At 45.6% G+C, this 26270-nt stretch carries 25 protein-coding genes; 16 read left to right on the top strand and 9 right to left on the bottom strand.

The annotated features are described in order from the left end of the window. Window positions 1-137: 137 nt before the first annotated feature. Together grpE and hrcA are read right to left on the bottom strand one after the other, a co-directional pair. Entirely contained in the window at window positions 138-782 is a 645-nt protein-coding gene (grpE, locus tag BKB51_RS12805; RefSeq protein ID WP_085901503.1) for a nucleotide exchange factor GrpE, read from the bottom strand. 79 nt (window positions 783-861) lie between these two features. Beyond that, window positions 862-1893, bottom strand: a complete 1032-nt coding sequence (gene hrcA, locus BKB51_RS12810) for a heat-inducible transcriptional repressor HrcA (protein ID WP_085901812.1) — start codon at window positions 1891-1893, stop codon at window positions 862-864. Window positions 1894-2211: 318 nt separating this feature from the next. Here hrcA and BKB51_RS12815 point away from each other — a divergent pair, with 318 nt between their 5' ends. Further along, window positions 2212-3363 carry a type III PLP-dependent enzyme gene (locus BKB51_RS12815; RefSeq protein WP_085901504.1) on the top strand — a complete coding sequence of 384 codons (1152 nt, stop codon included), beginning with the start codon at window positions 2212-2214 and terminating at the stop codon, window positions 3361-3363. Between the two features lie 11 nt (window positions 3364-3374). On the opposite strand, the gene BKB51_RS12820 is transcribed toward BKB51_RS12815, so the two are convergent. Further along, entirely contained in the window at window positions 3375-4139 is a 765-nt protein-coding gene (locus tag BKB51_RS12820) for a helix-turn-helix transcriptional regulator (protein WP_085901505.1), read from the bottom strand. A gap of 112 nt (window positions 4140-4251) precedes the next feature. Between BKB51_RS12820 and BKB51_RS12825 the strand changes: the two genes are divergently transcribed. The 7 genes from BKB51_RS12825 (at window position 4252) to BKB51_RS12855 (ending at window position 10532) form a co-directional block, all read left to right on the top strand. Further along, entirely contained in the window at window positions 4252-5727 is a 1476-nt protein-coding gene (locus tag BKB51_RS12825; protein ID WP_085901506.1) for an MFS transporter, read from the top strand. A 131-nt stretch (window positions 5728-5858) separates the two neighbouring features. Further along, window positions 5859-6578 (top strand): ribonuclease PH, encoded by a 720-nt coding sequence (gene rph, locus BKB51_RS12830; RefSeq protein ID WP_085901507.1) that lies wholly within the window; start codon window positions 5859-5861, stop codon window positions 6576-6578. 56 nt (window positions 6579-6634) lie between these two features. After that, complete coding sequence (gene rdgB / locus BKB51_RS12835) at window positions 6635-7279, top strand: RdgB/HAM1 family non-canonical purine NTP pyrophosphatase (RefSeq protein ID WP_085901508.1); 645 nt, start codon at window positions 6635-6637, stop codon at window positions 7277-7279. 123 nt (window positions 7280-7402) lie between these two features. Beyond that, window positions 7403-8626, top strand: coding sequence for a radical SAM family heme chaperone HemW (hemW, locus tag BKB51_RS12840; protein WP_085901509.1), 1224 nt, complete (start codon window positions 7403-7405; stop codon window positions 8624-8626). A 108-nt stretch (window positions 8627-8734) separates the two neighbouring features. Continuing rightward, window positions 8735-9256, top strand: coding sequence for a PAS domain-containing protein (locus BKB51_RS12845; protein WP_085901510.1), 522 nt, complete (start codon window positions 8735-8737; stop codon window positions 9254-9256). Window positions 9257-9320: 64 nt separating this feature from the next. Next, entirely contained in the window at window positions 9321-9665 is a 345-nt protein-coding gene (locus BKB51_RS12850) for a hypothetical protein (protein WP_085901511.1), read from the top strand. Between the two features lie 27 nt (window positions 9666-9692). Then, window positions 9693-10532 (top strand): phytanoyl-CoA dioxygenase family protein, encoded by an 840-nt coding sequence (locus BKB51_RS12855; protein WP_198946734.1) that lies wholly within the window; start codon window positions 9693-9695, stop codon window positions 10530-10532. Between the two features lie 33 nt (window positions 10533-10565). Here the strand turns inward: BKB51_RS12855 and BKB51_RS12860 are convergent, their stop codons facing one another. From BKB51_RS12860 to BKB51_RS12880, 5 genes are all read right to left on the bottom strand, one after another. Next, the gene (locus BKB51_RS12860) at window positions 10566-12947 is read right to left on the bottom strand and encodes a heavy metal translocating P-type ATPase (protein WP_218044034.1); all 2382 of its coding nucleotides are present in this window, start codon (window positions 12945-12947) and stop codon (window positions 10566-10568) included. A 110-nt stretch (window positions 12948-13057) separates the two neighbouring features. Next, window positions 13058-15007 (bottom strand): DUF2207 domain-containing protein, encoded by a 1950-nt coding sequence (locus BKB51_RS12865; RefSeq protein WP_085901512.1) that lies wholly within the window; start codon window positions 15005-15007, stop codon window positions 13058-13060. Then, complete coding sequence (locus BKB51_RS12870) at window positions 15004-15576, bottom strand: LemA family protein (protein ID WP_085901513.1); 573 nt, start codon at window positions 15574-15576, stop codon at window positions 15004-15006. The genes BKB51_RS12865 and BKB51_RS12870 overlap by 4 nt, the downstream gene beginning before the upstream one ends. A gap of 118 nt (window positions 15577-15694) precedes the next feature. Beyond that, window positions 15695-16069, bottom strand: a complete 375-nt coding sequence (locus BKB51_RS12875) for an ArsR/SmtB family transcription factor (RefSeq protein WP_198946735.1) — start codon at window positions 16067-16069, stop codon at window positions 15695-15697. Between the two features lie 43 nt (window positions 16070-16112). After that, entirely contained in the window at window positions 16113-17543 is a 1431-nt protein-coding gene (locus BKB51_RS12880) for a penicillin-binding protein activator (RefSeq protein WP_158090223.1), read from the bottom strand. On the opposite strand from BKB51_RS12880, the gene rsmI reads away from it, so the two are divergent. The 6 genes from rsmI (at window position 17534) to BKB51_RS12910 (ending at window position 22408) form a co-directional block, all read left to right on the top strand. Beyond that, complete coding sequence (rsmI, locus tag BKB51_RS12885; protein ID WP_085901816.1) at window positions 17534-18484, top strand: 16S rRNA (cytidine(1402)-2'-O)-methyltransferase; 951 nt, start codon at window positions 17534-17536, stop codon at window positions 18482-18484. The two genes, BKB51_RS12880 and rsmI, sit on opposite strands and share 10 nt — an antisense overlap. Continuing rightward, window positions 18485-18862 (top strand): YraN family protein, encoded by a 378-nt coding sequence (locus BKB51_RS12890; protein ID WP_085901515.1) that lies wholly within the window; start codon window positions 18485-18487, stop codon window positions 18860-18862. It begins immediately after the preceding gene. Between the two features lie 78 nt (window positions 18863-18940). Then, entirely contained in the window at window positions 18941-19549 is a 609-nt protein-coding gene (locus tag BKB51_RS12895; RefSeq protein ID WP_085901516.1) for a BON domain-containing protein, read from the top strand. 68 nt (window positions 19550-19617) lie between these two features. Then, window positions 19618-20493 carry a SirB1 family protein gene (locus tag BKB51_RS12900; RefSeq protein ID WP_085901517.1) on the top strand — a complete coding sequence of 292 codons (876 nt, stop codon included), beginning with the start codon at window positions 19618-19620 and terminating at the stop codon, window positions 20491-20493. A gap of 21 nt (window positions 20494-20514) precedes the next feature. Further along, window positions 20515-21459: a glutathione synthase gene (gene gshB, locus BKB51_RS12905; RefSeq protein WP_085901518.1), complete on the top strand. Its 945-nt coding sequence runs from the start codon at window positions 20515-20517 to the stop codon at window positions 21457-21459. A 205-nt stretch (window positions 21460-21664) separates the two neighbouring features. After that, window positions 21665-22408, top strand: a complete 744-nt coding sequence (locus tag BKB51_RS12910) for a glycosyltransferase family 25 protein (RefSeq protein ID WP_085901519.1) — start codon at window positions 21665-21667, stop codon at window positions 22406-22408. A 35-nt stretch (window positions 22409-22443) separates the two neighbouring features. On the opposite strand, the gene BKB51_RS12915 is transcribed toward BKB51_RS12910, so the two are convergent. Continuing rightward, window positions 22444-23292: a glycosyltransferase gene (locus BKB51_RS12915; protein ID WP_085901520.1), complete on the bottom strand. Its 849-nt coding sequence runs from the start codon at window positions 23290-23292 to the stop codon at window positions 22444-22446. Window positions 23293-23443: 151 nt separating this feature from the next. On the opposite strand from BKB51_RS12915, the gene BKB51_RS12920 reads away from it, so the two are divergent. Both BKB51_RS12920 and BKB51_RS12925 read left to right on the top strand, forming a co-directional pair. Continuing rightward, the gene (locus BKB51_RS12920; protein ID WP_198946736.1) at window positions 23444-24385 is read left to right on the top strand and encodes a nitrilase-related carbon-nitrogen hydrolase; all 942 of its coding nucleotides are present in this window, start codon (window positions 23444-23446) and stop codon (window positions 24383-24385) included. A 235-nt stretch (window positions 24386-24620) separates the two neighbouring features. Further along, on the top strand, window positions 24621-26198 hold the full coding sequence (locus tag BKB51_RS12925; protein WP_085901521.1) for a SulP family inorganic anion transporter: 1578 nt from the start codon (window positions 24621-24623) through the stop codon (window positions 26196-26198). Window positions 26199-26270: the final 72 nt, after the last annotated feature.

Below are 26270 nucleotides of genomic sequence, written 5' to 3' on the forward strand. Positions count from 1 at the left end.
ACTACGCTTTACTCGCTCTTTCTTTGAAGGTCCCATCATAAGTCTCCAATATGTAAACTTATTTCAGGACGCGACAGGGCAAATAAAAAAGCCGATACAACGAGTACCGGCTTTTTAAATTTTAACAGTGCAAAGATTTAAGCTGTTGTATCTACTTTTTCTGCACCCGCAACAGGGCCGCCCTTGGCTACACCAACGCGTGCTGGCCTTAGGAGACGATCATGAAGACGGAAACCTGGTTGAACAACCTGCAGGATTGTTCCTTCTGGCTGAGAAGGATCAGGTATTTCGAACAAAGCTTCATGGCTGTGCGGGTCCATACGAGCCCCCATCGCCTCAACTTCAGTGATATTATGCCTTTCAAAAACTTTGAGCATTTCGCGATTGGTCATCTCAACACCATCACGAAGTGTTTTAAGATCTTCGTTTCCTTCAGCTGCTTCTTCTGAAACAGACGACAACGCACGTTGAAGATTATCCATAACACCGATCAGATCTGTCACCAGCTTTTGCGGAGCGTACTTGATAGCATCTTCTTTATCACGACGGGTACGATTACGAAGATTTTCCATGTCTGCCATTGTACGCAACAGCTTATCAGTCAGCTGTGCATTCTGAGCATCCAGTTCAGCAACTCTGACAGCGTCTGACTTTGCTTCTTCAGCCGCAGCGCCAGTATCAACGGTTGTTTCCTCGGCTGCTTCTTCGTTTACAAGATCATCAGGAATCTGATCTTCAGCAACAACGTTCTCTTCCGAATTTTGTTTTTCCGTTTCGGACATTTTCCGCTAACCAATCTTCTCTTTTAAGTTACCAACTTTGGGACAACACAGGATTTCAGCCCTGTTTATCCAGCTATTTTCATCCAACCATTCGACCAAGTATTTTGGCGGTGTAATCCACCATCGGAATGATTCGGGCATAGTCAATTCGCGTTGGACCAATGACCCCGATCGCTCCGACAACCTGTTGTCGAGTATTTTTATAAGGTGCCATTACTACAGAACACCCCGCTTGGGCAAACAATTCATTTTCAGAACCGATAAAGATCTGGACACCCTCTGCCGTTTTTGTCATTTCCAACAAACGAACCAGAGACTCTCGTTTTTCCAATGCAGAGAATAGATGGCGTACCCTTTCCAGATCTTCAAGGGCATTTATATCTTCAAGTAACTGAGCCTGCCCCCTAACAATCAACGCGCCATTAGAACTGCCATTGATATCTTCGGCCCATGTTGCCAGTCCCAGCTCAACAACTTTCTGCGAAACCTGATCCAACATGGCCTGATGTTCTTTAAGCTCGGTTTGAATCTCCTGTATCGCCTCTTCCAGAGTCCGCCCAATCAAACGCGCAGCCAAAAAGTTTGACGCTTCCACAAGGGCAGAAGGCGGCAATCCCAAGGGAATATCGACAACTCTGTTTTCAACAGATCCTGAATCAGAGACCAGCACAACCAAGGCCCGTCCAGGTGCAAGGGATACAAACTCAATATGTTTTAGAGGCTCAGATAGTTTAGGCGCAACAACCAGACCTGCGCACTGGGAAAGACCGGATAACATACCGGTGGCCTCTTCCAATAGCTGAGGCATGGATTTCCCCCCGGCGGCGCACTGTGCTTTTATCTGGCTACGCTCGTCTTTGCTAAGGTTCCCATGCTCCAGTAAACCGTTCACATAAAGCCGAAGGCCGACATCCGTAGGTAACCGCCCGGCAGAAGTATGTTTGGCAAATAAAAGCCCCATATCCTCTAAATCTGCCATGACATTACGAATTGTTGCAGGGGACAGGTCCATACCCAGCTTGCGCGATAGTGTCCGTGACCCAATGGGTTCCCCGGTTTCCACATAAGCATCAACCACCAGGCGGAAAATCTCACGCGAGCGGTCATTCATGCCAGCAATTGCACCGGATATCAGGGATGTCTCATTAAATTTCACAGAATTATCCTTTAAATTCCATTACCGTTAAATAAGCGATCCTTATCCACCTATTTGTGTAGGTATAATTTAGTTAGCCACCAAGCTCTGGTCAATGCTGTGACCTTCGAAAACTAACGCTTGCATCAAAACCGGATACCTCTTAAAGACCCTTTCAAATTATTGGGCTCGCCCGGGGAAGGTTTGAGCAAAACTTTCGTTTATTTGGGTAAAGCTCTGGTCATACGTTTCGGCATAGATCCGATAATCCAATTAGGAATAGCGATAAATCATATGGGTACTGGTTCTTCAATAACAAAGCTGGATACATTTTTCGCACAAAATTCCTTTGATGAACCTCATCTGGCCATTGATCTTGATAAAGTAGCAAGCAATTTCAATAATCTTGCCTCCGCTTTACCAGAAGCCTCGATTTATTATGCAGTAAAAGCCAACCCGGAACCTCAAATTCTATCTTGCCTCAAAGACATCGGTTCCTGTTTTGATGCAGCCAGTATAACAGAAATCAAACTCTGTCTCTCACTTGGTATTCCCGCCAACTATATCTCTTTTGGCAATACCATCAAAAAACAAGGTGATATAAGTCAAGCTTATGCACTCGGAATTCGGAGCTATGCCTTTGATAGCGAAGAAGAGCTACAAAAAATAGCCTCTCTCGCCCCCGGATCTGATGTTTATTGCCGTGTTCTTGTCGATTGTGCCGGTGCTGACTGGCCGCTCAGTCACAAATTTGGGTGTTCCACAATAATGGCCAAAGAGCTATTGTTGAAATCAGTAGATCTTGGTTTACTGCCAATAGGGCTTTCGTTCCATGTGGGATCACAGCAAACACAGATAAGCCAATGGGCTAACGCCCTTGAACAGATTCGCGATATTTATGACGATCTAAAAGAACAAGGTATTGAGCTATCCACACTCAATCTAGGCGGTGGCTTTCCAACGGCTTACAATGCAAATGTACCTTCCATCGCACAATACGGAGACTCTCTCTCCGCTGCATTGAAAAAACACTTTGGCGACCGCTGTCCAAAGATCATTATCGAACCAGGTCGTTATATTGTCGGTGATGCGGGTATTATCGAGGCAGAGATTGTTTTAGTCTCGCGCAAGAATGCTGAACAAGAAAAACGCTGGGTGTATCTGGATATTGGCATCTTCTCTGGCTTGGCTGAATGTCTTGATGAAGCGATCAAATACCCCATTACTGTGGTTGGAAAAGAAGCCGATACCAACCTTGGGCCTGTCATTCTCGCCGGGCCAAGTTGCGATAGCGTCGATGTGCTCTATGAGAAGTTTAATTATCAGCTGCCGCTCGATCTAAAATCCGGCGACAAAATCCGTATTCATGCGACAGGTGCTTACACAACAACTTATTCTTCTATCGGATTCAACGGCTTCCCCCCCTTAAGCTGTAGCTGCATATAAACTCAAACAACCTATTTCTCGATAATCAAATAGCGTGTTTGGTGTGAGGGATGTTCGGGCTCTTTATCTGGCGTTTCTTTCTCAGGGTTACTCTTGCTTTGTCTCAGATCTTCTGTTGTCTGCGAGTGACCTGAAGTATTAGGGCGAATGCGATAGCTACAACGGCGTCCCCCTTCTAGCAAATATTCCGCACGCTCCACATCAACATCAGGCCCAAGAACCGACCTGAAAACGGATAACTCAGCTCTGCAAAAACCCTGACAAATGGTTGCCGCTGTACAGATTGGACAGTGGTTTTCAATAAATAAAAAGCCGCCGTCGTTATCTGGTTCAGCCGATGCCATATATCCTTCTTGCTCTCGCAATTCGACTAACTTCTGGACCCGATCTTCGAGGGATGATGCTTCTGAAAGAGCAACAGTATAGTTTTTAAGAGTTTGTTGCTCGCGATAGTTCACCAGTTGATCAACGCCTTGATCACCGAATACAGCACGGGCACTTTCAATTAAATCTCTGGTTAAAAGAGCGTGAGAATCACCAAAAGTATTATGGGACTCCGCTGTTAGTTCCCAACTTACGGCCGGTCGACCTGCACCTGATACCGAAACATCTACAGCTGCCTTTTGGATCATACCTTCCATAGACATACGCTTTAGATGTTGCCGCATACCTATTGCTGTCATTGACAATTTTTCTGCCAAATCAACTGCTTGCATTGCGCCACGTGCCTTTAGGAGCGCGAGGATAGCATCTTCTGTCTTTGCATTTTTTTTCATCGAAATAGAGTATACTCAATTAATTCAATTAAAAAAAGTATTTGCTTTTTTAATTATTTGACCTAGAAAATTAATAAGAAAAGAAAAAACTTTTTTATTTAAGGTCCCCGCCATGTCCACTCACACACCGACAGAAGCACTCACCCCAGAAGCTTCCAATAATAATACGAAGATGACACCACAGAATATCTTGCATCTAATCATCGTTTGCATGGGTGTGGCGCTTTATGCCTTGAATAGTTTAATTACCTCGACACTGTTACCTTCCGCTGTTGATGATCTCAATGGATTGGAATTTATCAACTGGTCCGCTCTGCTCTATACCACGGCCGCGATGATTGCCTCACTTGCCGCAGGTACAACAAAAACCAGAATTGGCGGGCGCGCCATTATGACCATCGGCGGGTTGATTTTCACTGTCGGCTCACTTCTGATCAGCCTTTCCCCATCGATGGAATTGTTCTTATTCTCCCGTGTTGTCCAAGGCGTTGGCGGCGGATTGATTCTGGCGAGTTGTTACACCGTTATTGCTGACCTTTTCCCTCGTCATCTCTGGCCCACTGTTTTTGCAATGGAGTCTGCAGTCTGGGGTATTGCCTCAGTAGGGGGACCACTGGCTGGCGGTATTTTTGCTCAAACAGTTGGATGGAGGACGGGTTTCTATATCATGACTGTCTGTGCAATCCTGTTTGTCATCCTTATAAGGTCTAGTTTCCCCAAAAAAGAAGTTACTCAATCCACTGAACAGACAAAATCCAAATCGCCTTTGCCATTCTTCCGACTTGGACTGTTGGGGTCAGCAGTTTTAATCATTGCGATGGGGAACAGAGAACCCGACTATGCAGTTGCTTTATTAATTATTGGCTTATCTTTGTTTGGGTATCTTTTGTATCGGGACAAAAAATCCAACACCTCACTATTACCCAAACATGGGCTTAGCCTTTTCACCGTTGCAGGAACCGGAATTACCATCATCTTTCTGGCCATGGTCTCTTCTATCTCTTTTATGGTGTATGGCCCCTATATTTTACAAAAAATTCACGGTTTCACACCGTTATCAGCAGGCTTTATGGTTGCCTTGGAATCAATATCCTGGTCCCTCGCAGCTATGGTCTGTGCCAAACTCCCCCAAAATAACAACTGGCGATTATACCTGATTCCAACAGGTGTTTTCACAGCATTTCTAGGCTTCTATGGTATTGCACAATTCCTCTATGGCGGACCACTATGGTCCTTGAGTATTGCAATATTTTTAGCAGGTGCAGGTTTTGGGATTTTCTGGGCTGATCTATCTTCTGTCATCATTGAATCAGGACCAAGTGACGAACAGGACAAACGATCTGGTGCCATTCCAACACTACAAATGTGTGGGGGCGCCTTGGGTCCTGCAATTGCCGGCATTCCAGCAGCCATGCTTGGGTTCAGTGAAGGGGCCAGCCCTGAGATTATTGAACAAACATCATATTGGGTTCATGCCATCTTTTTCCCTGTGCTCATATTGGCTAGTCTATTGTCAATCTATCTGGTTAGATTAAAAAACAAAGACGCCCAAAAAGATCTATTGAATTCAATTCCAGAGCCCCTGTGATATTCCAGAGAAGTCAGGCAGATAATCAGATCATAAATACACCTGATCAATGTCACTGGACGTACCGGAAGCCATAAGGTAGCTTCCCGCTCAATATATTTATTTATCGCCAATATTATTGAGGGCTTATCATGCGTCCATCAGGCCGTACTCCTGACCAAATGCGTCAGGTCACTATTGAAACTAACTTCAGCAAGCATGCCGAAGGTTCTTGTCTGATTAAGTTCGGCGATACGCATGTGCTCTGCACTGCATCAGTCGAAGACAGCACACCGCCCTGGCTTCGCAATTCCGGAAAGGGATGGATTACTGCCGAATACGGCATGCTCCCCCGCGCAACACATAGTCGTTCTAGTCGGGAAGCTGCGCGTGGCAAACAATCTGGTCGTACACAGGAAATCCAGCGCCTGATCGGGCGTTCCCTACGGGCCGTTGCTGATATGTCAGGCTTTGGTGAACGCCAAATTAAAATCGATTGCGATGTTCTACAGGCCGACGGGGGTACACGTACAGCTTCCATAACAGGTGGTTTTGTTGCTCTTCATCTAGCATTCCAACACATGAAAAAGCTTGGCATGATCGAAGACATTCCTTTGACAGACCATGTTGCGGCTATTTCTTGCGGCATTTTCGAGGGCACTCCCGTTCTGGATCTTGATTACCCCGAAGATTCCAATGCGCAGGCTGATTCAAACTTTGTCCTTACAGGCGGCCTCGGCGTTGTCGAAATTCAAGGTACTGCCGAAGAAAAGCCTTTTTCTCGCGATGAGTTCAACGCACTACTCGACCTCGCCGAAAAAGGTGTTTCTGAGCTTGTTGAGCTACAGAAACAGGCAATCTCTGGCGCATAAGCAGATTGCTGTCAGAATATTAAAACAGGCCCAAAAGGTAAGCAGGAAATAAGCTCATGACTCAGGCTGAAAAAACACACCCTGAAAAAACACTGCGGGATAACAAACTGGTTCTTGCCAGTCATAATCCGGGAAAGCTGCGCGAAATCGCAGAACTTCTGGCTCCCTATGGCGTTGATGTTATTTCAGCCGGAGATCTCGGCCTGCCTGAACCTGTCGAAGATGGGGTAACCTTTGCAGCAAATGCAGAAATAAAGGCGCTTGCCGCTGCAAAGGGATCTGGCTTGCCTGCGCTTTCAGATGACAGTGGTCTGGCTGTGGTTGCCTTGAATGGTGACCCTGGTATCTATTCTGCGCGTTGGGCAGGCCCTGAAAAGAATTTTTCTTTGGCAATGGAAAAGGTCGAAGAGGAACTGCAAAAAGCGGCAGAAACAGGTAATGACACACGCGCAGCCTACTTTGTATGCGCTCTTTGCCTCGCTTGGCCTGATGGCACAACAGAAGTCTTCGAAGGTCGTGTTGATGGCACTATTGTACATCCAGCACGAGGCTTGCAGGGGTTTGGTTATGATCCAATTTTTCAGGCCGAAGGCGAGACGATAACCTTTGGAGAAATGGATCCGGCTCGCAAACATTCTATGAGTCATCGTGCCCGAGCCTTCGCCTTGCTTGTAGCCGAAAAGTTTACCGCAAAGGCCTGAACACAGATATTGCCAACAAACTATGCTAAATTGGCTTTACTAAGTTGGCTGTGCGAAACTGGCCAGAGCTTGTTATTGGCCAATTTATGGGCGATTTCTAACTGATTTCCAAAAGGCAGTGTTTTGATCAACACCCCAAGTTCTGTCTCAAATCTGCCTGCAGCCGCCCAGCGCGGATTTGGCATCTATATACACTGGCCCTTTTGCCTGAAAAAATGCCCCTATTGCGATTTTAACAGCCACGTCCGCGAAGAAATCTCTCAGGAACGATGGCGTGCAGCCCTGCTACAAGAGCTTGATCATTACGCCGACTTATTGAAGAGATCTGGCGGCGAAGGCAGAATTGTCAGCTCAGTGTTTTTCGGCGGCGGCACCCCATCTCTCATGGCGCCGGAAACCGCCGAAGCACTGATTCAACGAATTCGAAAGCACTGGCCCTGCCACAACGATCTTGAAATTACACTCGAAGCCAACCCGACATCTGTTGAATCTGATAAATTTGCAGCTTTCGCCCAAGCTGGTATCAATCGCGTATCTCTTGGCATTCAATCGCTAAATGATCAGGATCTCCAGTTTTTGGGACGGGAACATTCCGCAGCCGAAGCTCTTAAGGCAATTGATGTTGCCCGGCAGAATTTTGCACGCTTTTCTTTTGATCTGATCTACGCACGCCCAACACAAAATAAACAAAGTTGGAAAGAAGAGTTGGAACGGGCTCTTGCAGAAGGCACCAAACATCTTTCTCTCTATCAGTTAACAATTGAAGAGAACACGCCATTCCACGGTGCGCGCCGCCGGGGAGAGTTCAAAGAACTCAACCCAGACACAGCTGCCGAACTTTACGACATTACCAACGATGTTATGGCCCGACAGGGCATGCCCAACTACGAAATATCGAACTACGCCAATCCCGGAGAAGAAAGTCGTCACAACCTAACTTATTGGAAATATGGAGATTATGTCGGCATTGGCCCTGGTGCACACGGACGGTTGACCCTGACAGACAACACCGCTTTGGGTAACAAAATCGCAACGAGACAACACAGAGCCCCGGAAATTTGGCTCAGCACAGTCGAACAGACTGGCCATGCCACACGGACACATAGTTCTGTTTCGGTTACGGAACGTTTTGAAGAAATGCTCATGATGGGATTGCGTTTGAACGAAGGCATAAAGCTCGTAGATATTCAAAATGAAACAGGCCAAAATCTAAATGATCTGATTCAGCCGAACAAGATGGAACAGCTTGAACAAGAAGGCTTACTGTCATTAGGCAAAAATAGAATACGAGCAACAATCGAAGGCAGAACCCGATTAAACAGTGTTCTCTCTTATCTCTTGGCATAATCAAATACACAGCCCAGGAATTACGCCAACAATTCAAGGCAAATCTCTGCAGCGAAAATATCATTTTATCCACGTTGACAATCGCCCTAAATCATTTCAGAAATAGCTATGGCCAATTATGATTATTCCTCTTCGCTTATAGATTTCTCGGAAGCCCCCGATGAAATTCTACGTATTTTGAAGATATGGCAAAGTCATAAACCTGCTCGGGGTAATCCCTATAAAAGTGAAATGGATCCGCTAAGGTATCGCAAGCATCTGGGTCGCTTTTGTGTTGTCGAAGTTCAAAAAGATCCTCTGGATTTTATCTACCGCCTTGATGGTACCGAGATTTCTTCTTCTTCGAACGAGGATCTACGCGGTAAAAGCGTCTTGGATGGTACACCAAGCGAAATCTACCAGGAACATTTTGAAGAGTTTAAAACAACCTTCAAAGCATCAGTCCCGCAAATATGGAAAATTTTCTATCAGGAAGCTGAAACCTGTCACTATTTACGCCTGATTCTCCCCTTTGCGCAGAACGATGCTGTGGTAGAAGACTCGCCATCATACTTCATGACCTACTGTTATTCTCTCCTTTCTCCCGAGGGGCATTTCGAAGCATCACGCCCCTCAACATCAAACATCTAGCTCTATCTATAACTTGCCTGATCATCACCCAGATGAGACAAGGCATTAAATAGAGGATTTATGTATGCTACACCTTGAAAAAGCCGCCGCCGTTATTTATCAACAGGCCTCGAAAAGGCCCGGTTTTGAAGACCTGAACACAGATGAAAAGTGGCAAGAGATCGCTCTTGATAAAGACCGTGTTATCAAAACCCTGACCCATAAGTGGAAGGGATGTATTTCTCTAATCGCCGAACTGAAAGAACATCCAGATGTGACAGCCGCAGGAATTGCGGATCTCCCAAAAGATTACAGGCTTGAGAAACTCGAAGGGCCAAAGGCTGATGAGGGAAAACTGTTGGAAGATACCGCACGGGCCATGGCATCCGCCGTTCTTGATGTTGCACTGGCCCAGCATATAAACCGGTAACACGTGCTTTTGGTGCAGGATACGACTGTGAATCACACTACAAAAGAGCAGATTAAAAGCATTCCCTTTTGGCGTGATCTCAACCCGCATCTCACAATCAGCTCAAATCCTCTTAGTGCGTTTCCTCTGCAAGTAATTGATGATGCTCTACTGTCCAGCGTTTCTAATTCTTTATGGCAAGACGGCTATCTGAATTGCCAGAGCATCTTTACCGAGCAAGATATTCTCCCTCTTCGTCAGGCAATGGAAAGGCTCCACAGTCACGACCTGCCACAAGCATTTATTTACCTCTATGACGAAACTTGGGAATTATTTTTCCGCCTGCGTGCACTCCTACAAAACTTCCTTGGGGAAAACTATAGCGTGCTTCCCCATTTTTGGGCCTGGTACATCGATCCCGGCAAAGCCAAAGGCTGGCCACCACACAGAGACAGTGCAGATCAATCCGTAATCGAACTCTATGGTCAGGAAATGTTGGTCTCTCTAAGCCTCTGGATCCCCTTAACGGATGCAACACCTGAAAATGGCTGCATGTCCGTTCTGCCGCTCAGTTGTGAGCAAGATTACGAGGCTCCCGTTACTGATCCATCTGAAATCGCCCTACAAGATATTCTTTGCCTACCCGCCCAAGCAGGTTCCGTACTGGGCTGGCGGCAGGATCTGTATCACTGGGGTGGTCGAAGCCACCGGAACGCTCAAACGCCAAGGTTAAGCCTTTCTCTTGAATTTCAGAATGCGGCACTGGATCCTCTCTGTGAACCTCTGCTAGATCCCCAACATCCTCCTGCCCCTGAAGAGCGCTTGAATCTCATTTTCCAACAGTTTGAAAAATACAAGCACATCGCTGACCTGCCCAAAGGTTTCTAGCCCGATAATAGGCCAAGAACCTTAGCCCGAAGTCTAATCTGAGGAATTTCGCAGCAACCGCAAAGCGTTCAAGGTCACCAATACCGTTGCTCCTGTGTCAGCCAACACAGCCATCCAAAGTCCTGTCACACCAAACAGAGTCGTCATCAAAAAGATTCCCTTAAGGCCCAGCGCCAAAGTGACGTTTTGGTGAATATTTGACATGGTTTTGCGTCCACGACGAATCAATGCTGGCAAGTCCTGTAACTTGTTTTGCATCAACGCAATATCAGCGGCTTCCAAGGCAACATCAGTGCCGCCGCCCATTGCGATACCGACATCGGCAACTTTAAGGGCAGGGGCATCGTTTATGCCATCGCCGACCATTACCACAGTACCTTTGGTCCGCAGCTCATCAATTTCCCTGAGCTTATCCTGAGGCATCAAACCAGCTTTTACGGCAAGCCCCAGTTCACCCCCCAAGGCCTTGCCCGTTTTCGGGTTATCCCCGGTAAGCATAATCGTTTCAAGACCTAGATTCTGCAATTGGATCAAAGTATCTTTGGCTTCTTCACGGGGCTCATCACGCAAGGCCAAAATCCCGGCAAGGACATTATCAACTGTCACCACAACAACTGTTTTACCCTGTGCCAAAAGCCCTTGTGCCTGTTCATGAATATTTGCATTTCCAGATAGTTGTTCCGCAAAATAATCCGTTGATCCAACAGCAACCATACGTCCTTCAACATTCCCCAAAGCTGCCTTTCCTGTGATGGATTGAGCATCGGTTACAGCCGGAATTTCTATTCTCTGATCCTCGGCATAATGAACGACCGCTTCCGCTAAGGGATGACTTGATCCTCGTTCTACAGCCGCAGTTAAGCGTATCATTTCAGCCGCATCATCCTCTGCCACAACATCAGTGACCTGAGGCTTGCCTTCTGTAAGTGTGCCCGTTTTATCAAAGGCCATGGTTTTGGCTCGTGACAACAGTTCCAGCGCTGCACCACCTTTAATCAACAACCCACGACGTGCGGAAGCCGCAAGGGAAGAGGTCACCGCGGCCGGAACAGAAATAACCAAAGCACAAGGACAGGAAATAATTAACAATGTGAGTGCTTTATAGATCCAAGCCTCCCACACCCCGTTGAAAAATAATGGCGGAATCACTGCAACCAGTAACGAAACAATCATCATCGCCGGGGTATACCAGGATGAGAAGCGGTCAATGAAGCGTGCAACCGGGGCTTTGTGTTCCTCTGACTCTTCTATCAACCTGATGATACGATCTAACGTGTTATCACCAGATTCCGAGGTCACCCGAAAAGTTGTTAGCTTTTCAAGAACGAGGGCTCCGGCCTGGGCTGTATCGTCAACCTCTCTGTTTCGAGGAATAGATTCACCTGTCAGAGCAGATTCATCCAATACAGCCATCTGATTTAGAACAATCCCATCAGCAGGTAATCTTTCGCCCGGGCGTACTTCAATCACATCATCAATGGACAAGTCTTCAACGGGTATTTCCTGGCTATGGCTTCCCTGAAGCAAGCGGGCGATTTTAGGCTGCAGATCAAGCAGAAGCGTCACCCCTTCACGCGCTTTATTCGCGGCCCGTTGCTCCAAGGCCTCACCAATTAAGAAGAGGAATAAAACCATCGATGCTTCAAGGGCTTCACCCAAAAACAAAGCCCCAATCGCAGCAACGCTCATTAAGGTTTGGATACCAAAATACTGACCAAAACGAATAGATCTAATCGTATTGAGAAAAATAGGAATCAAACCGACCAAAGCCGCGCCACTATAATAAACACGTGCATTCTCGGCGTTAAACTGTGCCAAAATCACTGCGATCAAAAGTGCGACACCAGCAATCAACACCTTGCCGGCACTTCCGCTCAGGAATGTATATAAGCTACCAAAGCGAACACCAGTACCACCAGAATTAGCGGTTGTAGGTGTCTGATTTTGAGCTTGCGAAGAAGAACAGCAGCTTGAGCTTCTCTCAGCTGTGCTCGCGCTGCCGTCGCTGACTTCGGAAAGACTATACCCCAATCCCGTGACGATCTTTTTGATGTCATCTTCCGAGACTTTGTTTGGGTTAAAATCTGTGTTGAGACGTTCTCTCGCAAAAGAAATTCGTGCTGTATGAATGCCAGGCAATCTATCGATAGCTTTTTCAATTGATTTTGCACAACTGGGACAATCCATACCACTAATTGTCCAAACCATATGATGATGCAGATCTTTTATTTCTGCTATGATTGCAACTATCGCATCCTTGATATCATCGCCACCAGCCCAGGATATTGCCTTACGAGAAACCTCAAAAGATGACAAACCGGGCAAGGCCTCAAGCCTTTTGCCAATACGATCACGGCAATCCCCACAGCTTTCTGCCTCGGGCATATGGTCGATAAACAAAAGTGTTTGTAACATAGCAAACCTACATATGAAAAATTATTCATATGAAAATATATTCATGTGTAGGTTAAGTCAAGAGCAGTAAACTTTAATGACTCAGATAATAGTTCAGTATCAGCGATATCTTACCAACCGCCACCGCCACCGCCGCCACCGCCGCCGCCGGAAGATCCACCACCACTTGATGAACTACTGGACGAAGAGCTCGGCGGACTGGAAGCCGAAGAAATAGTATGCCCGATACCACTTGTCAGCCCACTGGCAATGGAGCTTGAGCTCCGGGAAAAGGAGTCTCCCCGATACCAACGTGGTTTATAATCCATCGGAACCTGATTCATGACTGTGAGATAGTTTTGTAATCTCTGCGACCATTGATCTTCGACCCCGAGAGCCATGGCAAACGGCAAATGTTGTTCAAACACGTGCTCATTAAAATCGGGTTCGGGGCCAATTGCTTCTAACCGTTCACCTTCAGCAACTGACAAATACAGCTTATATCCTTCCAGTTGATCAAGGATTTTCTGCCCCTTTACACTCGGTGCTTCCATTAAATAACTGAAAACCAGCGTGACTGTAAAAATCGAAATAACAACACCATAATTTTCAGCAGAAAAAGCCTGATCGGTAATGAGTTCTCCCACTGATAAGGAGCAGTAGGGTATCACCAGAAAAATGCTCAAAGGCAAAAGCGCGGCAATGTTTTTTGAGAGGCCGGACTTTGCCATTTTTCCCGACAGAACTCTGCACAAAGGCGGTAAAACAACCCCGGAAAAAATACCAAAGAAGGCCATGAAAAAGAGTGCAGGGATAATAAGATCTCCCCCTGCATAGGCCAGTGACATAATAACCCCAACCAGCCCGATCAAAAACCCTATGAGCCATTTACCCGTGTTTGCTGCAAAATACCCAGATCCATACTCCTTACTCACTGCTTCACCGAAAAAACCGACCACAGAAGCAAATCTGGAATCATATTTTCGCTTCAACTTATATTCATCTCCATGGTCAGGCAGCAATCGATCAATAATCGTCCATTCACCGCGCGGCAAGCTATCAAGATCTGCTTTTTCTGTACGCTTTAGTGAATAATCGCTCTTGCTCTGGTCAATGATTATATAGCCCTTTGTTGCCAAACTTGTCAGAGCAACCACAAAGGCAGTTTTTTCGCTATAACCTTTTCGAAAGCCCAGGTGGCTCAGATATCCAGCCGCAGCAGGGGAGATATTTTTTGGCCCCTCAAAAAGGGGAATAACGATACCTGCGGCCGGATCACGTCCTGCATAAAACCAGGCGACAGAATAATACACCGTGATAATGAACAACGTTACAACCCCAATCAAGAAGCTGGTGTTGTCTTCAACATAGTTTTCAGCTTGCTCAAAGTTATCCGGGACTCGGACAAAGCCAGTTGGCCAGCTAACGGCTACCGTAAAACCTTCGCTAACTTGTAAAAAACGTGTCGTCGAAAATGAGATCCCATCCGAAGTTAAATTTGATTCATAATCACTTCCACCTTCGCCTTGATACCCTGTATAGCCAATAGAATTCATCACATTCGCGCCAGTCGGGAGATCGATGTTTGCAACGACTTTATCAATAGGAAAGTTCCAATCATTACCAGTTACATTCCAGTACAACTCATCCATCGTATCCAGATGCGTGAGTTGGCGGATCGTTATATAGGTAATTTCATAGGTATATTCACCTGGAGGTAATAGGTAATCAGACCGTCCCAAATAAATACGGATACCATTACTAAGATCTTTTATATGGTAATCTTCATTCTGTCCGTCTCGCGCAACAGAATAGAGCTGAAAACCAACCGAATAATCCTTACCTCGAACTTTGTATTTAGTGGGAAAATCTCTATAGATTCCCCTTGCTATATTTTTGCCCTCAGCACGAACTGTTATTGTTTCTGTAATTCTCAAACTGCTATCTTCTTGCACTTCAATGTCAGAAACAAACAGCTTGATTCGCTCATCAGCGAGTACAAGGGAAGGAGCAAATAGAACGAGCATCCCAAGCAACAGATATATGCAATTCCATTTACGGAAGATCTGATGTTTCATCATAGTTTTACTCCTGGTGCCTGCCGGTCATCTGGGTTTTCCAGTTGAAAATATTCTGCGCGGGTAAAATGAAACTGTTTTGCGATTAAGTTACTTGGAAAGCTCTCAACAGATACGTTCATCAAACGAACTGCGCCGTTATAATACCTGCGCGCCATCTCGATATCGTTTTCAACCTCTGTCAAAGTTGATTGAAGATCACGAAAGCTGCCGTCCGCTTTTAAATCCGGATAGTTTTCTGCCACCAGAAGCAATCTGGTCAAAGCCGAGGCAAGTCCTCCTTCGACTTTGCCCCGTTGATCAACACTGTTTCCCACAGAGCTTACGCATTGCGCTCTTAATTCCGTGACTTCGGTCAGGGTCGACTTCTCGTGGGCAGCATAGCCCTTTACCACCTTAACCAGATTGGGGATCAAGTTACTCCGCTTCTTCAACTGCACATCAATACCGCTCCACCCTTCAGAGACTTGCTGGCGATATTTCACAAGACGGTTATAGGCAAAAATACCCCATAGGATTACGAGGGCAGGAATGCCAATTACAAAAACAAAAAAAAGAAGCGAAGAGGGCATTTACAATCCGTAATAGAATTAAATCTGCCCTACTATACAGTGCGTGCGAAAAGCTGCTAGCGGGTATTTTGTATCAATTGTTGCAGGATTGTTGCTGGATTGTTGCTGTGGCCTGGTTTTAATCGTGATCCTCTAGAACGTGATGCGCCATATCCGCAATGACATGACGAATATGATCATCAGCTAATTCATAGTGAACTTGGCGACCTACTTTTTTAGACACCAATATACGCGCGTCTCTAAGGTGGCGCAGGTTATGACTGGTTAAGGATTGGGACTGCCCTGTTGCCTCTGAAAGCTCACTAACAGAACAAGGATTTTGAAAACAGCACAAACAAAGCCGTAACCGCCCTTCATCCCCCAGTGTCTTGAAAATGTTGCTCAGGTGTTCAACACCACTATTGCCAAGATCGGGTAACCCCTGACAACAACTCTCTTCCCCAGACTTACTGGAAATTGGAGGCTGACAATTTTGATGGTCTTCTATAGCCACAGCTCTACTTCCAGTAATCTATGAGTACCAACGTCACTTATGATCAATTCACCAAAGGTGTAAAACTGGCTGGGGCAGGGTCAACAACATTGATCAAGTCACGTTCCAGCGACAGGATGGCCAAACCACGTTCACTCCGCCCATCCGCGTGAAGACGGAAAACACCATCAAGGCCAGCAAAACCTTGTGAATTGGTCAAGAGACTCTTGGAATAGTTCACTGCCGTAGATTGGCTTTCGGCCTGACGGGCAATAACAGCGGCAAGAGCAACGGAATCATACGCAAGCGTCACAATTCGTGGCGGTGTTCTGCCATAAAGCACCTTGTAACGATCTTTAAAGTTCTCCCAGTGCACCGGAGAGGGTGCAGCATACCAACTGCCAACCAATGCCGGCTCACGCCCAAGCTTCGGATTATTCCAAAGCGCTGTACCAAGATATTTCACTTGGCTGGGATCAACATCGTAATAGTTCAGCAAAGGCGCAATTGTTAGCAACTGCTTGCCACCTGTGGGAATAATAATGGCCTCGTAATTTGGTGGATTAAGCGTATCGCGCCCGCGAAGCCGGGCCAATGCTCGACGTGAAGCCGCGTCACCCCGAGACTTCAACGTTGCCTTATGCGCCAAAAGAGATTGGTGACGTACATTATAGTTGGCGATGGCCTTTACTTCATCTTCCAGATCAGGATCTGACGGGTTGAAAAAACCCAAGCGCGTCAGTTCAACACCCGATCCATAAGATTGGATCTGTAACGCGCTGACGATACGACGACCATAGTCATTATCAGGGGCAAAAACCGCAACCCGGCGAATTCCCTGAGATGCTGCATAATCAACAACACGCCTGATTTGCTCTTCCGGTGTCAGCCCCAGAACATAGATGCCATCACCCGCGACAGCCTGATCATTCGAGAATGAAAGAACATTGATACCAGCTTGGCGGGCAAGAGGGGTAATTTCTGAAACAGATGTTGCAAACAGCGGCCCGATCACCAAATCAACCTGTTCGGTAATCAGAGATTCCATTGCAGTGCGTGCCCCAGTAGGCGTTCCCGCCGTGTCGCGAACCACAAGATCAAACTTTTCGCCAGATACATCAAACAAGGCAAGTTGCGCCGCATTCAACAAAGATTCACCAATGGCCTTGTGGCGGCCGCTCAAAGGTAAAAGAAATCCGACTTTTGTTCTTTTTTCGCTAATTACAACGGTTTCTGCCGTCTCAAGGTCGGCGAAGGGCTCAACCTCTTCAATTATTTCAGGTTCGGTAATTTCCGGCTCTGTTGTGTTTTCTGCAGACTCTGACTGGTTTTCTTGCACTTCAGGGGTTTCTGCCGTTGCATCTGGCCCCTTTTTCATGGTTGTCTGACATCCAGAGATCAGAATAGAAAGCAAGATGATCGCGGGCAGGGATACAAGCCTACGGCTTATGCCCATGCCTTTTACAACAAAGAAAGTCGCCAACGTTGAGCTCAAAACAGTCATCCTCTCAAAATCATCCTGCCACAAAATCAGACGGGACCAATAAAACACTAACCGAGGAACAAGCCAACAGTCGACCTGCCCTTAGTAGTGATAAACCTGAACCAGCACTTTACCTCGTTGCCACCCCAATCGGCAACATGGGGGATATTACGGATCGCGCAAAAAAAATTCTGGCGGCCGCTGATCTTATCGCCTGTGAAGACACACGTGTCACCAAAAAGCTGGCGCAGGCTTTTGGCTTCACAGCTCCATTGGTTGCTTATCACGAACACAACGCAGATAAAGTAAGACCAAAGCTTATTGAAAAGGTAAAAAAAGGCAATGTCGTGGCTTTGGTTTCCGATGCAGGAACGCCACTCATATCAGACCCGGGTTACAAACTTGCGAACAGTGCCCACGAAGAAGGCATTGCCTTAACCTCCATTCCCGGCGCTTCAGCCCCTATAAATGCGCTTATTTTATCCGGGCTACCAACTGATCGCTTCTTCTTTAACGGCTTTCTTCCCAATAAGACAGGTGCCCGTTGCAAAGCCTTGAAAGAGCTTACAACCATTCCTTCAACGCTTATATTTTTCGAATCTACGCACCGGTTGGCAGGATCTTTGGCAGATATGTTCAACGTCCTCGGCAACCGTCCCGCTGCAGTAACCCGGGAGTTAACGAAAAAATTTGAAGAAATACGCCGCGGAAACCTCAAAGAACTCTCCGAGCACTACGCAGAAACCGGTAACCCCAAAGGCGAGATTGTTATTGTTGTCGGTCAGGATAGTGCAGGCCCCGACGAACTCACCGAGCAAGATCTTGATGACCAGATCAAAAGTGCATTGGAAAGTAACTCCTTACGGGATGCTGCCGCCCTCGTCAGTACAGCCACAGGTCTCCCCAAAAAGAAAGTCTATCAACGCGCACTGGAACTTTCAAAAGACACTTGAATGCCTGATCTTTCACCAAATAAATCAAAAAGAAACAGCTATGAAACTGGTCGTTCCGCAGAATTTTTCTCTGCTTGGTATTTACGATGCAAAGGGTATAAAATTCTCGCCAGAAACTACAAAACCAGGGTTGGCGAAGTTGATCTGATTGCCCACAAAAAGAGATTGATTTGTTTTGTAGAAGTGAAAAAAAGGCACGACTTCGAAACCGCATCGCAGGCAATCAGTCAAAAACAAAAAGTACGAATCACTCATGCAGCACAATATTTTTTAAAGCAAAATCCTCAATATCAGGATTTTGACCAAAGATTTGATGCCGTTCTTATTGGTGCCACAGTTTTCCCCTATCACATAAAAAATGCGTGGCAAGTTCACTAAACAAGCCGTACAAAGACATAGATAGATATTACAGATCTCAATTTTTGAGGTCAGGTCATAAACAGGAGTAATTTCACCATGACCAAGGTGGGGATGGCACTTAGGCTAACATTTACACTAATTAGCATAGCGATACTGAGCGGATGTAGCACAACCGGCGCAGTCATTGGTGCAGGTGCAGTTGCTGCGAACACAGCAGCCGAAGAAAGATCTTTTCAGAAAGCTGTAACAGATGTTCAAATTCAGCTCGAGATAAACGATCTTTTTTTACGAGAAAATGTCTCCATTTTCAGGAAAGTAAATATTCAGGTTAACGAAGGTAAAGTCCTGCTCAGCGGCAACGTCGAACTACCAGAACACCGTATTGTTGCGGTTCGAGAAGCGTGGAAAGCAACTGGCGTGCGCGAGGTCATTAACGAGATTGAAGTCAACAATGACAGTGGGATTACTGACTATGCACGGGATGTCTGGATTAACACTCAACTAAAAACAGTTCTGTTGTTCGATAAAGAAATTACCTCGATTAATTACAATGTTGATACTGTTAATCAAAGCGTTTACCTACTTGGCATTGCTCAGAACCAACAGGAAATAAACCGAGTTGTTGCTCATGCTAAAGACATCGATTATGTCAAACGGGTTGTTAGCTATGTCACACTAAAGGATGATCCATCCCGAACACAATAACTCTGCTCAAATAGATTTAAACGGCGGTAACTGTTATTCTTACCGCCGTTTAATAGTAAATAAGATCCATGCTACAGCGCACATCAATATCCAACGCAGATATCACCCATCATTTGAAAATTGTCGGGCATTCGAATGATCATGATATCTCTCTGTCAGAAACAGCTCTTTTAATTGCAGCACAAGATCGTCAAACCAATTCTATTGATCGCTACAGAGATCACTTGGATAGCTTACTTCAAGAAACAGAAAACCTTTTGGAACAAATTACACTTAACAAAGAATCGCTTGAGCTAAACGATATTCTTGGCGCAATTGAAACTGTTCTTTATGATATACATGGGTACAAAGGCGACACTGAAACTTACGATAATCTTGAGAATGCAAACCTTATTGCCGTAATCGAAAGACGTAAAGGCCTGCCAATTGTCTTAGGCATTCTTTATCTTCACATCATAAATTCACTCAACCTTGAACAGACTCTTTTTGCCACCGGATTGAATTTCCCAGGACATTTCCTTATCCGTCTTTCATACGGGAAAGAACATGTCATTGTTGACCCCTTTGATCGCGGGCAAGTCCGCGATACTCCCTGGCTTCGTTCAACTCTGAAAAGCTTTATGAGTGATCAGGCGGAATTGCGGGCGGAATTCACCCAATCTGTCAGTAACCGCAATATCCTGTTGCGGCTTCAAAATAATATTAAAGTACGCTTGATTGAGGCAGAAGAGCCGGAAAAAGCATTAGAAGTATTGGAGAAAATGCTTCTCATCGCCCCCCATGAGGCGGCGATATGGCGCGAGGCTGGCATGCTTCAGGCATTTTTAAATAACATTCTTGCTGCAATTGAAACTCTGGAACACTATCTACTAATCGAAGAAGACCACAGGGGTCTGATGGAAGCCTCTCAAATGCTCCAGAAACTGAAAGCACAACTGAACTGATCGACTAGGGAATATGACCTCATGACACTCTCCGTTGCCATCCAGATGGACCCAGTATCAACCATTGATATCAATGGCGACAGCTCTTTTATATTAGGTCTCGAGGCTCAAAACCGTGGCTACAAACTGTACCATTACCTGCCCAAGGATCTTTCAATGAAAGGATCGCAGGTCTATGCAAAATGTCGCCCTGTAGAGTTCAGACGTGAACAGGGAAACCATGCAACACTTGGTGAAGCTCAGGTTATTGATCTCTCTACTATTGACGTTATTCTCATGCGTCAGGATCCCCCTTTTGACATGTCCTATATTACCGCGACGCACCTGCTGGATCATGTCCATCCCCACACACTTGTTGTAAATGATCCCAGTTGGGTTAGAAATTGCCCGGAAAAGCTATTCATTGCTGAATTCCCGGAACTCATGCCTCCAACCCTGATCACAAATGATCTGGAGGAAATCAAGTCCTTCCGAACAGAACACAAAGACATCATTGTAAAGCCGCTCTATGGAAATGGTGGTGCAGGGGTCTTTCACATCAAGCCTGATGATGAAAACCTGAATTCCGTTTTTGAATTGTTTGAGCAGCATTACCGCGAACCCATTATCGCACAACTCTACCTGCCGGATGTTCGTAAAGGGGACAAGCGGATAATCCTGATCGACGGAGAACCAGCGGGCGCTATTAACCGTGTGCCAGCAGAAGGCGAAGCAAGATCCAATATGCATGTCGGCGGACGGCCAGACCCGATTGGCCTGACAGAACGTGATCGTGAAATCTGTGCTGCGATTGGTCCGACCCTAAAGGAACGCGGCCTCATTTTCGTCGGCATTGATGTCATCGGCGATTACATGACAGAAATCAACGTGACATCCCCGACCGGAATTCAGGAAATAAACCGCTTCAACGGTGTTTCACTCGAAGCTGATATCTGGGATTCAATTGAAAGCAAATTAAAGGAATAAACAAACTCATCATGCATAGCTGTCGTGATTGTTAGATCACCACAGCTATGTTGTTGGATTTTTCTACTCCAGCTTAAATCTGTTTATTTCAATATTTAACACCATCAAAGCTGCCCGCATAGACACTATAGTCTATCATCCTTGCGCACCGATCAGCCCAAGATTATAAGCTCTATCTAATCGCAAATTCATTTTAGGATTTCTTATGCCTCAGCAAATTCCGATTTTTATTATAAATCTTGAAAGATCTGCCGAGAGAAGGAAAAAAATTGAAGATCAGTTTAGCGCGATCGGATTAAATTATGAATTCCACAAAGCTTTTGATGGTCGAGAACTCGACTGGAAAAGCTTACCTAACTATGCTCATAGCTATCGGCTAAAAGAGTTTGGTAAAGATATGACTCCTAATGAAATTGGATGTTATCTGAGCCACTTCACTCTTTTCGAACGCATCTTAAATGAAGGACTTGAAATGGCCCTGATTATTGAAGATGACGTCAATATTACAGAAGAACTACCAACCGTTTTGGAAAACATAAAAAACGTCAAAACGCCATGGGATATGATACGCCTTGCATCTTCCCGTGATCGCAAATTTGAAATTTTAGAACCTGTGACCGAGATAACAAACTTGGTAAAACTAAAAGGCAATGCCTGCGGAGCTGTTGGATACATACTGAACCAATCCGGGGCTAAAAAGCTTCATAGCTATTGTAAAACTATTATCCACCCAGTTGATATCGCGATGGATAGAGTATGGGAAAACAAACTACAAATCCGAGCGGTTTTTCCCTTCCCAATCTTACATGATGATAATGTTCAATCAGATATTCGATCTGATGGCCCCCCAATTCAGGACCCAAAAAAAATAATCCACAAGCTTCGCCGGAAGCGAAGAAAAATTGTGGACGGCATCAATAAAAGATTGTGGGAACTCAAAAACGATTAAACCATTAATTAGATGGCTAAAAGAAGTATCCTACTTCAAAAACTCTCACGACTTAAACGGCAAGATATTCCCTGAACCGCAGTAAAACGATCGCTTTCCAACAGTTTTTGGAAATATTCTGGGTTCTTCAATTCTTTGCCTTCACGCCCAGGAATAGATCTACTGTGGAAAAGGTGCAGAACTGGCGAACAATAATCGGCATCAATTCGATGTACACCACTTCTAATCAATCTAACCGTAAAATCAGAATCCTCAAGTCCATGGCCTTCATAACTTTCATCAAACCCATCGACACCATAAAAATCCTCTTTCCAAACCCCTAGATTACAGGTTTGAACTTTTTCCCATTTTTTTGCTTGTTTTTTACGTGCTTTATTTGACTGAGGTATAGAAAGAAACTGAAAAGGACGATTGCATTGGCCTGTCAGCCCCATAATAAAAAGAATGCAGGAAGGCCAATTGAAAAATCTCCATGCTTTCTTGAAGATTTTCGCTGTAAAACGCTTTTTTAAATAAACTCTACGGCCAGCAACAAACCATTTCTTTTCAGCTAGTTTACGGTGAGACGCAATAAATGACGGCATCAGACAGCAATCACCATCAATAAACACAAAGTAATCACCTTCAGCCAGTGCCGCAGCTCCATTTCGTGCCGCAGCCACACGAAATCCATCATCCTCGTGCCAAAAATGTTTAACCGTTATCTCAGACGTATCAGAAAAATTTTTGATAAGTTGCTTTGTATCCGGACCAGATCCATCATCAGCAATAATGACTTCAAAATTTTTATCTGTCTGATACTCCAAAGACCTCAATACAAAACCCAAGGCCTGTGGCCAATTGTATGTAGTAATAATCAAACTGATTTTCGTCGCAGGATGCATACTTAATCTCAATTTATTCTTGAAAGATTGAATAAGAAATCAAAGCCTTTGTATAGAAGGGGAGCACTTTTGCCAATTATCTTATGCAGGTTAAAGATTTCCTTTGGAGACGTTTTCTATATCATAGAAAGGGCAACACAGGAGAACACGCGTGACTCTATCCCCGTTAAATATTGCTCTCTGGGCTATAAATCTGGAAACACCACTTAAATCGCTATCTGACTGGATTGAGATTACCAGCCACAGAATGGAACAAGCCAAAGAGCAGGGGGCAGATTTGTTGCTCATGCCTGAATATGTTTCTGAACAGTGGATGTCTTTTGCTCCGGCAGGTATAGGCCCCGACGAAGAGATTCCCTGGATGGCAACACAGGCAGCAGAAGCTATTGACCTGTTGAAAGTTTTGGCGACAACTCATGATATGGGATTACTGGCCGGAACCTTCCCTGTTGCGATTGATACAAGAGATAAAATTTCTGATTCTCCCGTCAATGACAACAGCGGGTATTACAACAGAGCGCACCTGTTTTTACCCGATGGACGATATATCACACAGGATAAACTTTGCCTGACGCCCAACGAACAGGATCCCCAAGCCTGGTGTTTGACACCAGGTAATAAGGTCCAGATCTTCACGTGGCGGAACCTGCGGATTGCAATCTTGATCTGTCTGGATATAGAGATGCCAGCTTTGTCATCTCTCATCGCAAATCACGACATTGATTTAATTCTTGTACCATCCATGACGTCAAAACTTGCGGGCTATAATCGTGTATTTGGCTGTGCAAAGGCGAGAGCCATAGAACTACAAGCCGCAGTAGCCGCTGTCGGGCCAATCGGGGCTACGCACTTTTTTGGCACCAAAAGACAAAACCAAACCTCTGCCGCAGCTGTATATATTCCTTGCGAAGAAAGCCTTGGACATATTGGGGTTGCAACAGAAATTTCACCAACAGATACCACTGTCGGTCAAGGGCCTTTGATTGTTGCCAAAGATATCGACTTGGGTGAAATTCGTCGGCTGCGAAACGGCTCAGCAGAAGTTTGGCCCGGTGCCTGGAATGCTGATCACGTGGTTGTCGAAGAAGATTAAGGGATACAATTCCTCTTTTGAGCAACCATACTTCTGACGGTATGTGTTCAACACATACCCCACAGAACAGGTCAGACGCAGATTAGATATTTTCTAAAGTAAATAAATTTGTTAGAAGCGCGCCAGAATAGATACGCGAATAGACATACGGCGGCTTTTCCAAGAGGTAAAGATCGCCCTTAATTCGGCCATAGGGTACCCCCCATGACCTAAAAGAGATCCGATCGGATACCAGATGAAAGCTTACAATTTTTGCGACCCGAAAAATATCAAAGCTGATGTTCTTTCGGGATTAACCGTTGCTCTTGCTCTTGTACCAGAAGCTGTCGCCTTTGCCTTCGTAGCACAGGTCGATCCGCTGGTTGGTCTATATGCTGCCTTTATCGTTGGCCTGATTACCTCGTTAATCGGCGGACGCCCCGGGATGATTTCCGGCGCAACAGGCGCATTGGCAGTTGTTATGGTCGCCCTCGTTGTTTCACACGGAGTACAGTACCTCTTTGCCGCTGTGGTCCTGATGGGTATCCTGCAAATTCTCGCTGGTATTTTTAAACTCGGGAAGTTTATTCGTTTGGTCCCACATCCGGTCATGCTTGGTTTTGTGAACGGTTTGGCCATTGTCATCTTCCTGGCACAATTATCCCAGTTCAAAGTTAACCCGACAGACCCAAGCAGTGAGTGGTTAAGTGGTGCAACGCTTTATATCATGCTTGGCCTTGTTGCCCTGACAATGGCAATCAGTTACCTCTTGCCTAAGGTGACAACTCTGATCCCTGCACCATTGGCTGCCATTGCTGTTGTCACAGCAGTTGTTATTGGTTTTGGACTTGATATCCCAACCGTTGGCAACATGGCTTCTATTGCCGGCGGTCTACCTGAATTTCATATCCCAAGTGTTCCCTTCACATTGGAAACACTCTATATCATTTTCCCTTACTCACTCATCCTCGCAGCTATTGGTTTAATTGAGTCCCTGCTAACCCTGACCTTGATTGATGAAATCACCGAAACCAAAGGACGCACATCGCAAGAGTGTATGGGGCAGGGCGTTGCAAACCTCGTGACCGGCTTCTTTGGTGGTATGGGCGGTTGCGCCATGATCGGCCAGTCCATGATCAATATTAAATCCGGTGGTAAAGCACGGCTTTCCGGTGTGGCTGCTGCACTCTTTCTTTTGATCTTCATTCTCTTTGCTTCAGATCTTATCGAACTGATCCCGCTTGCCGCATTGGTCGGAGTGATGTTTATGGTCGTAATCGGCACCTTTGAATGGTCAAGCTTCCGCATTCTGCACCGCATTCCAAAAACAGATGCTTTTGTTCTGATTTTGGTTTCAGGTGTCACAGTGTATAGCGATCTTGCCATTGCTGTTGTCGTTGGTGTCCTTGTTTCTTCCCTGGTCTTTGCCTGGAACTCGGCCAAACACATCTATGCACGTGTCGGCACAACAGAAGACGGTAAAACAACAGTCTATGAAATTTCAGGCCCATTGTTCTTTGGATCTATCAGCTCTTTCCGAGATCTCTTTAACCCCGCCGATGATGCCGATGATGTTGTCGTTGATTTCCGCAATGCCCGCGTTTGGGATCATTCAGGTCTGGAAGCAATCGACGGCTTGGCTGAACGCTATACCCGCAGAGGAAAAACACTGCACCTTCGTCACCTTAGCCCTGATTGCCGTCATCTGCTTGAGAAATCTGTCAGCATGGTCGAAGAAGACAAAGAAGGTGATCCGCACTACGGTGTTTTTGTCGATTACAACAAAATGTACCATGAAGATGATGAGATCGCTGATAAAGCTCAAAAGGCGTAAGCGTCAATCATCATAATTGAGTATAGAAAGAGGGCTTCGGTCCTCTTTTTTCTTTTGGGCTTTCATGCCTGC

The organism is Kiloniella majae, assembly GCF_002118315.1.
Classification (GTDB): Bacteria; Pseudomonadota; Alphaproteobacteria; order Kiloniellales; family Kiloniellaceae; genus Kiloniella; species Kiloniella majae.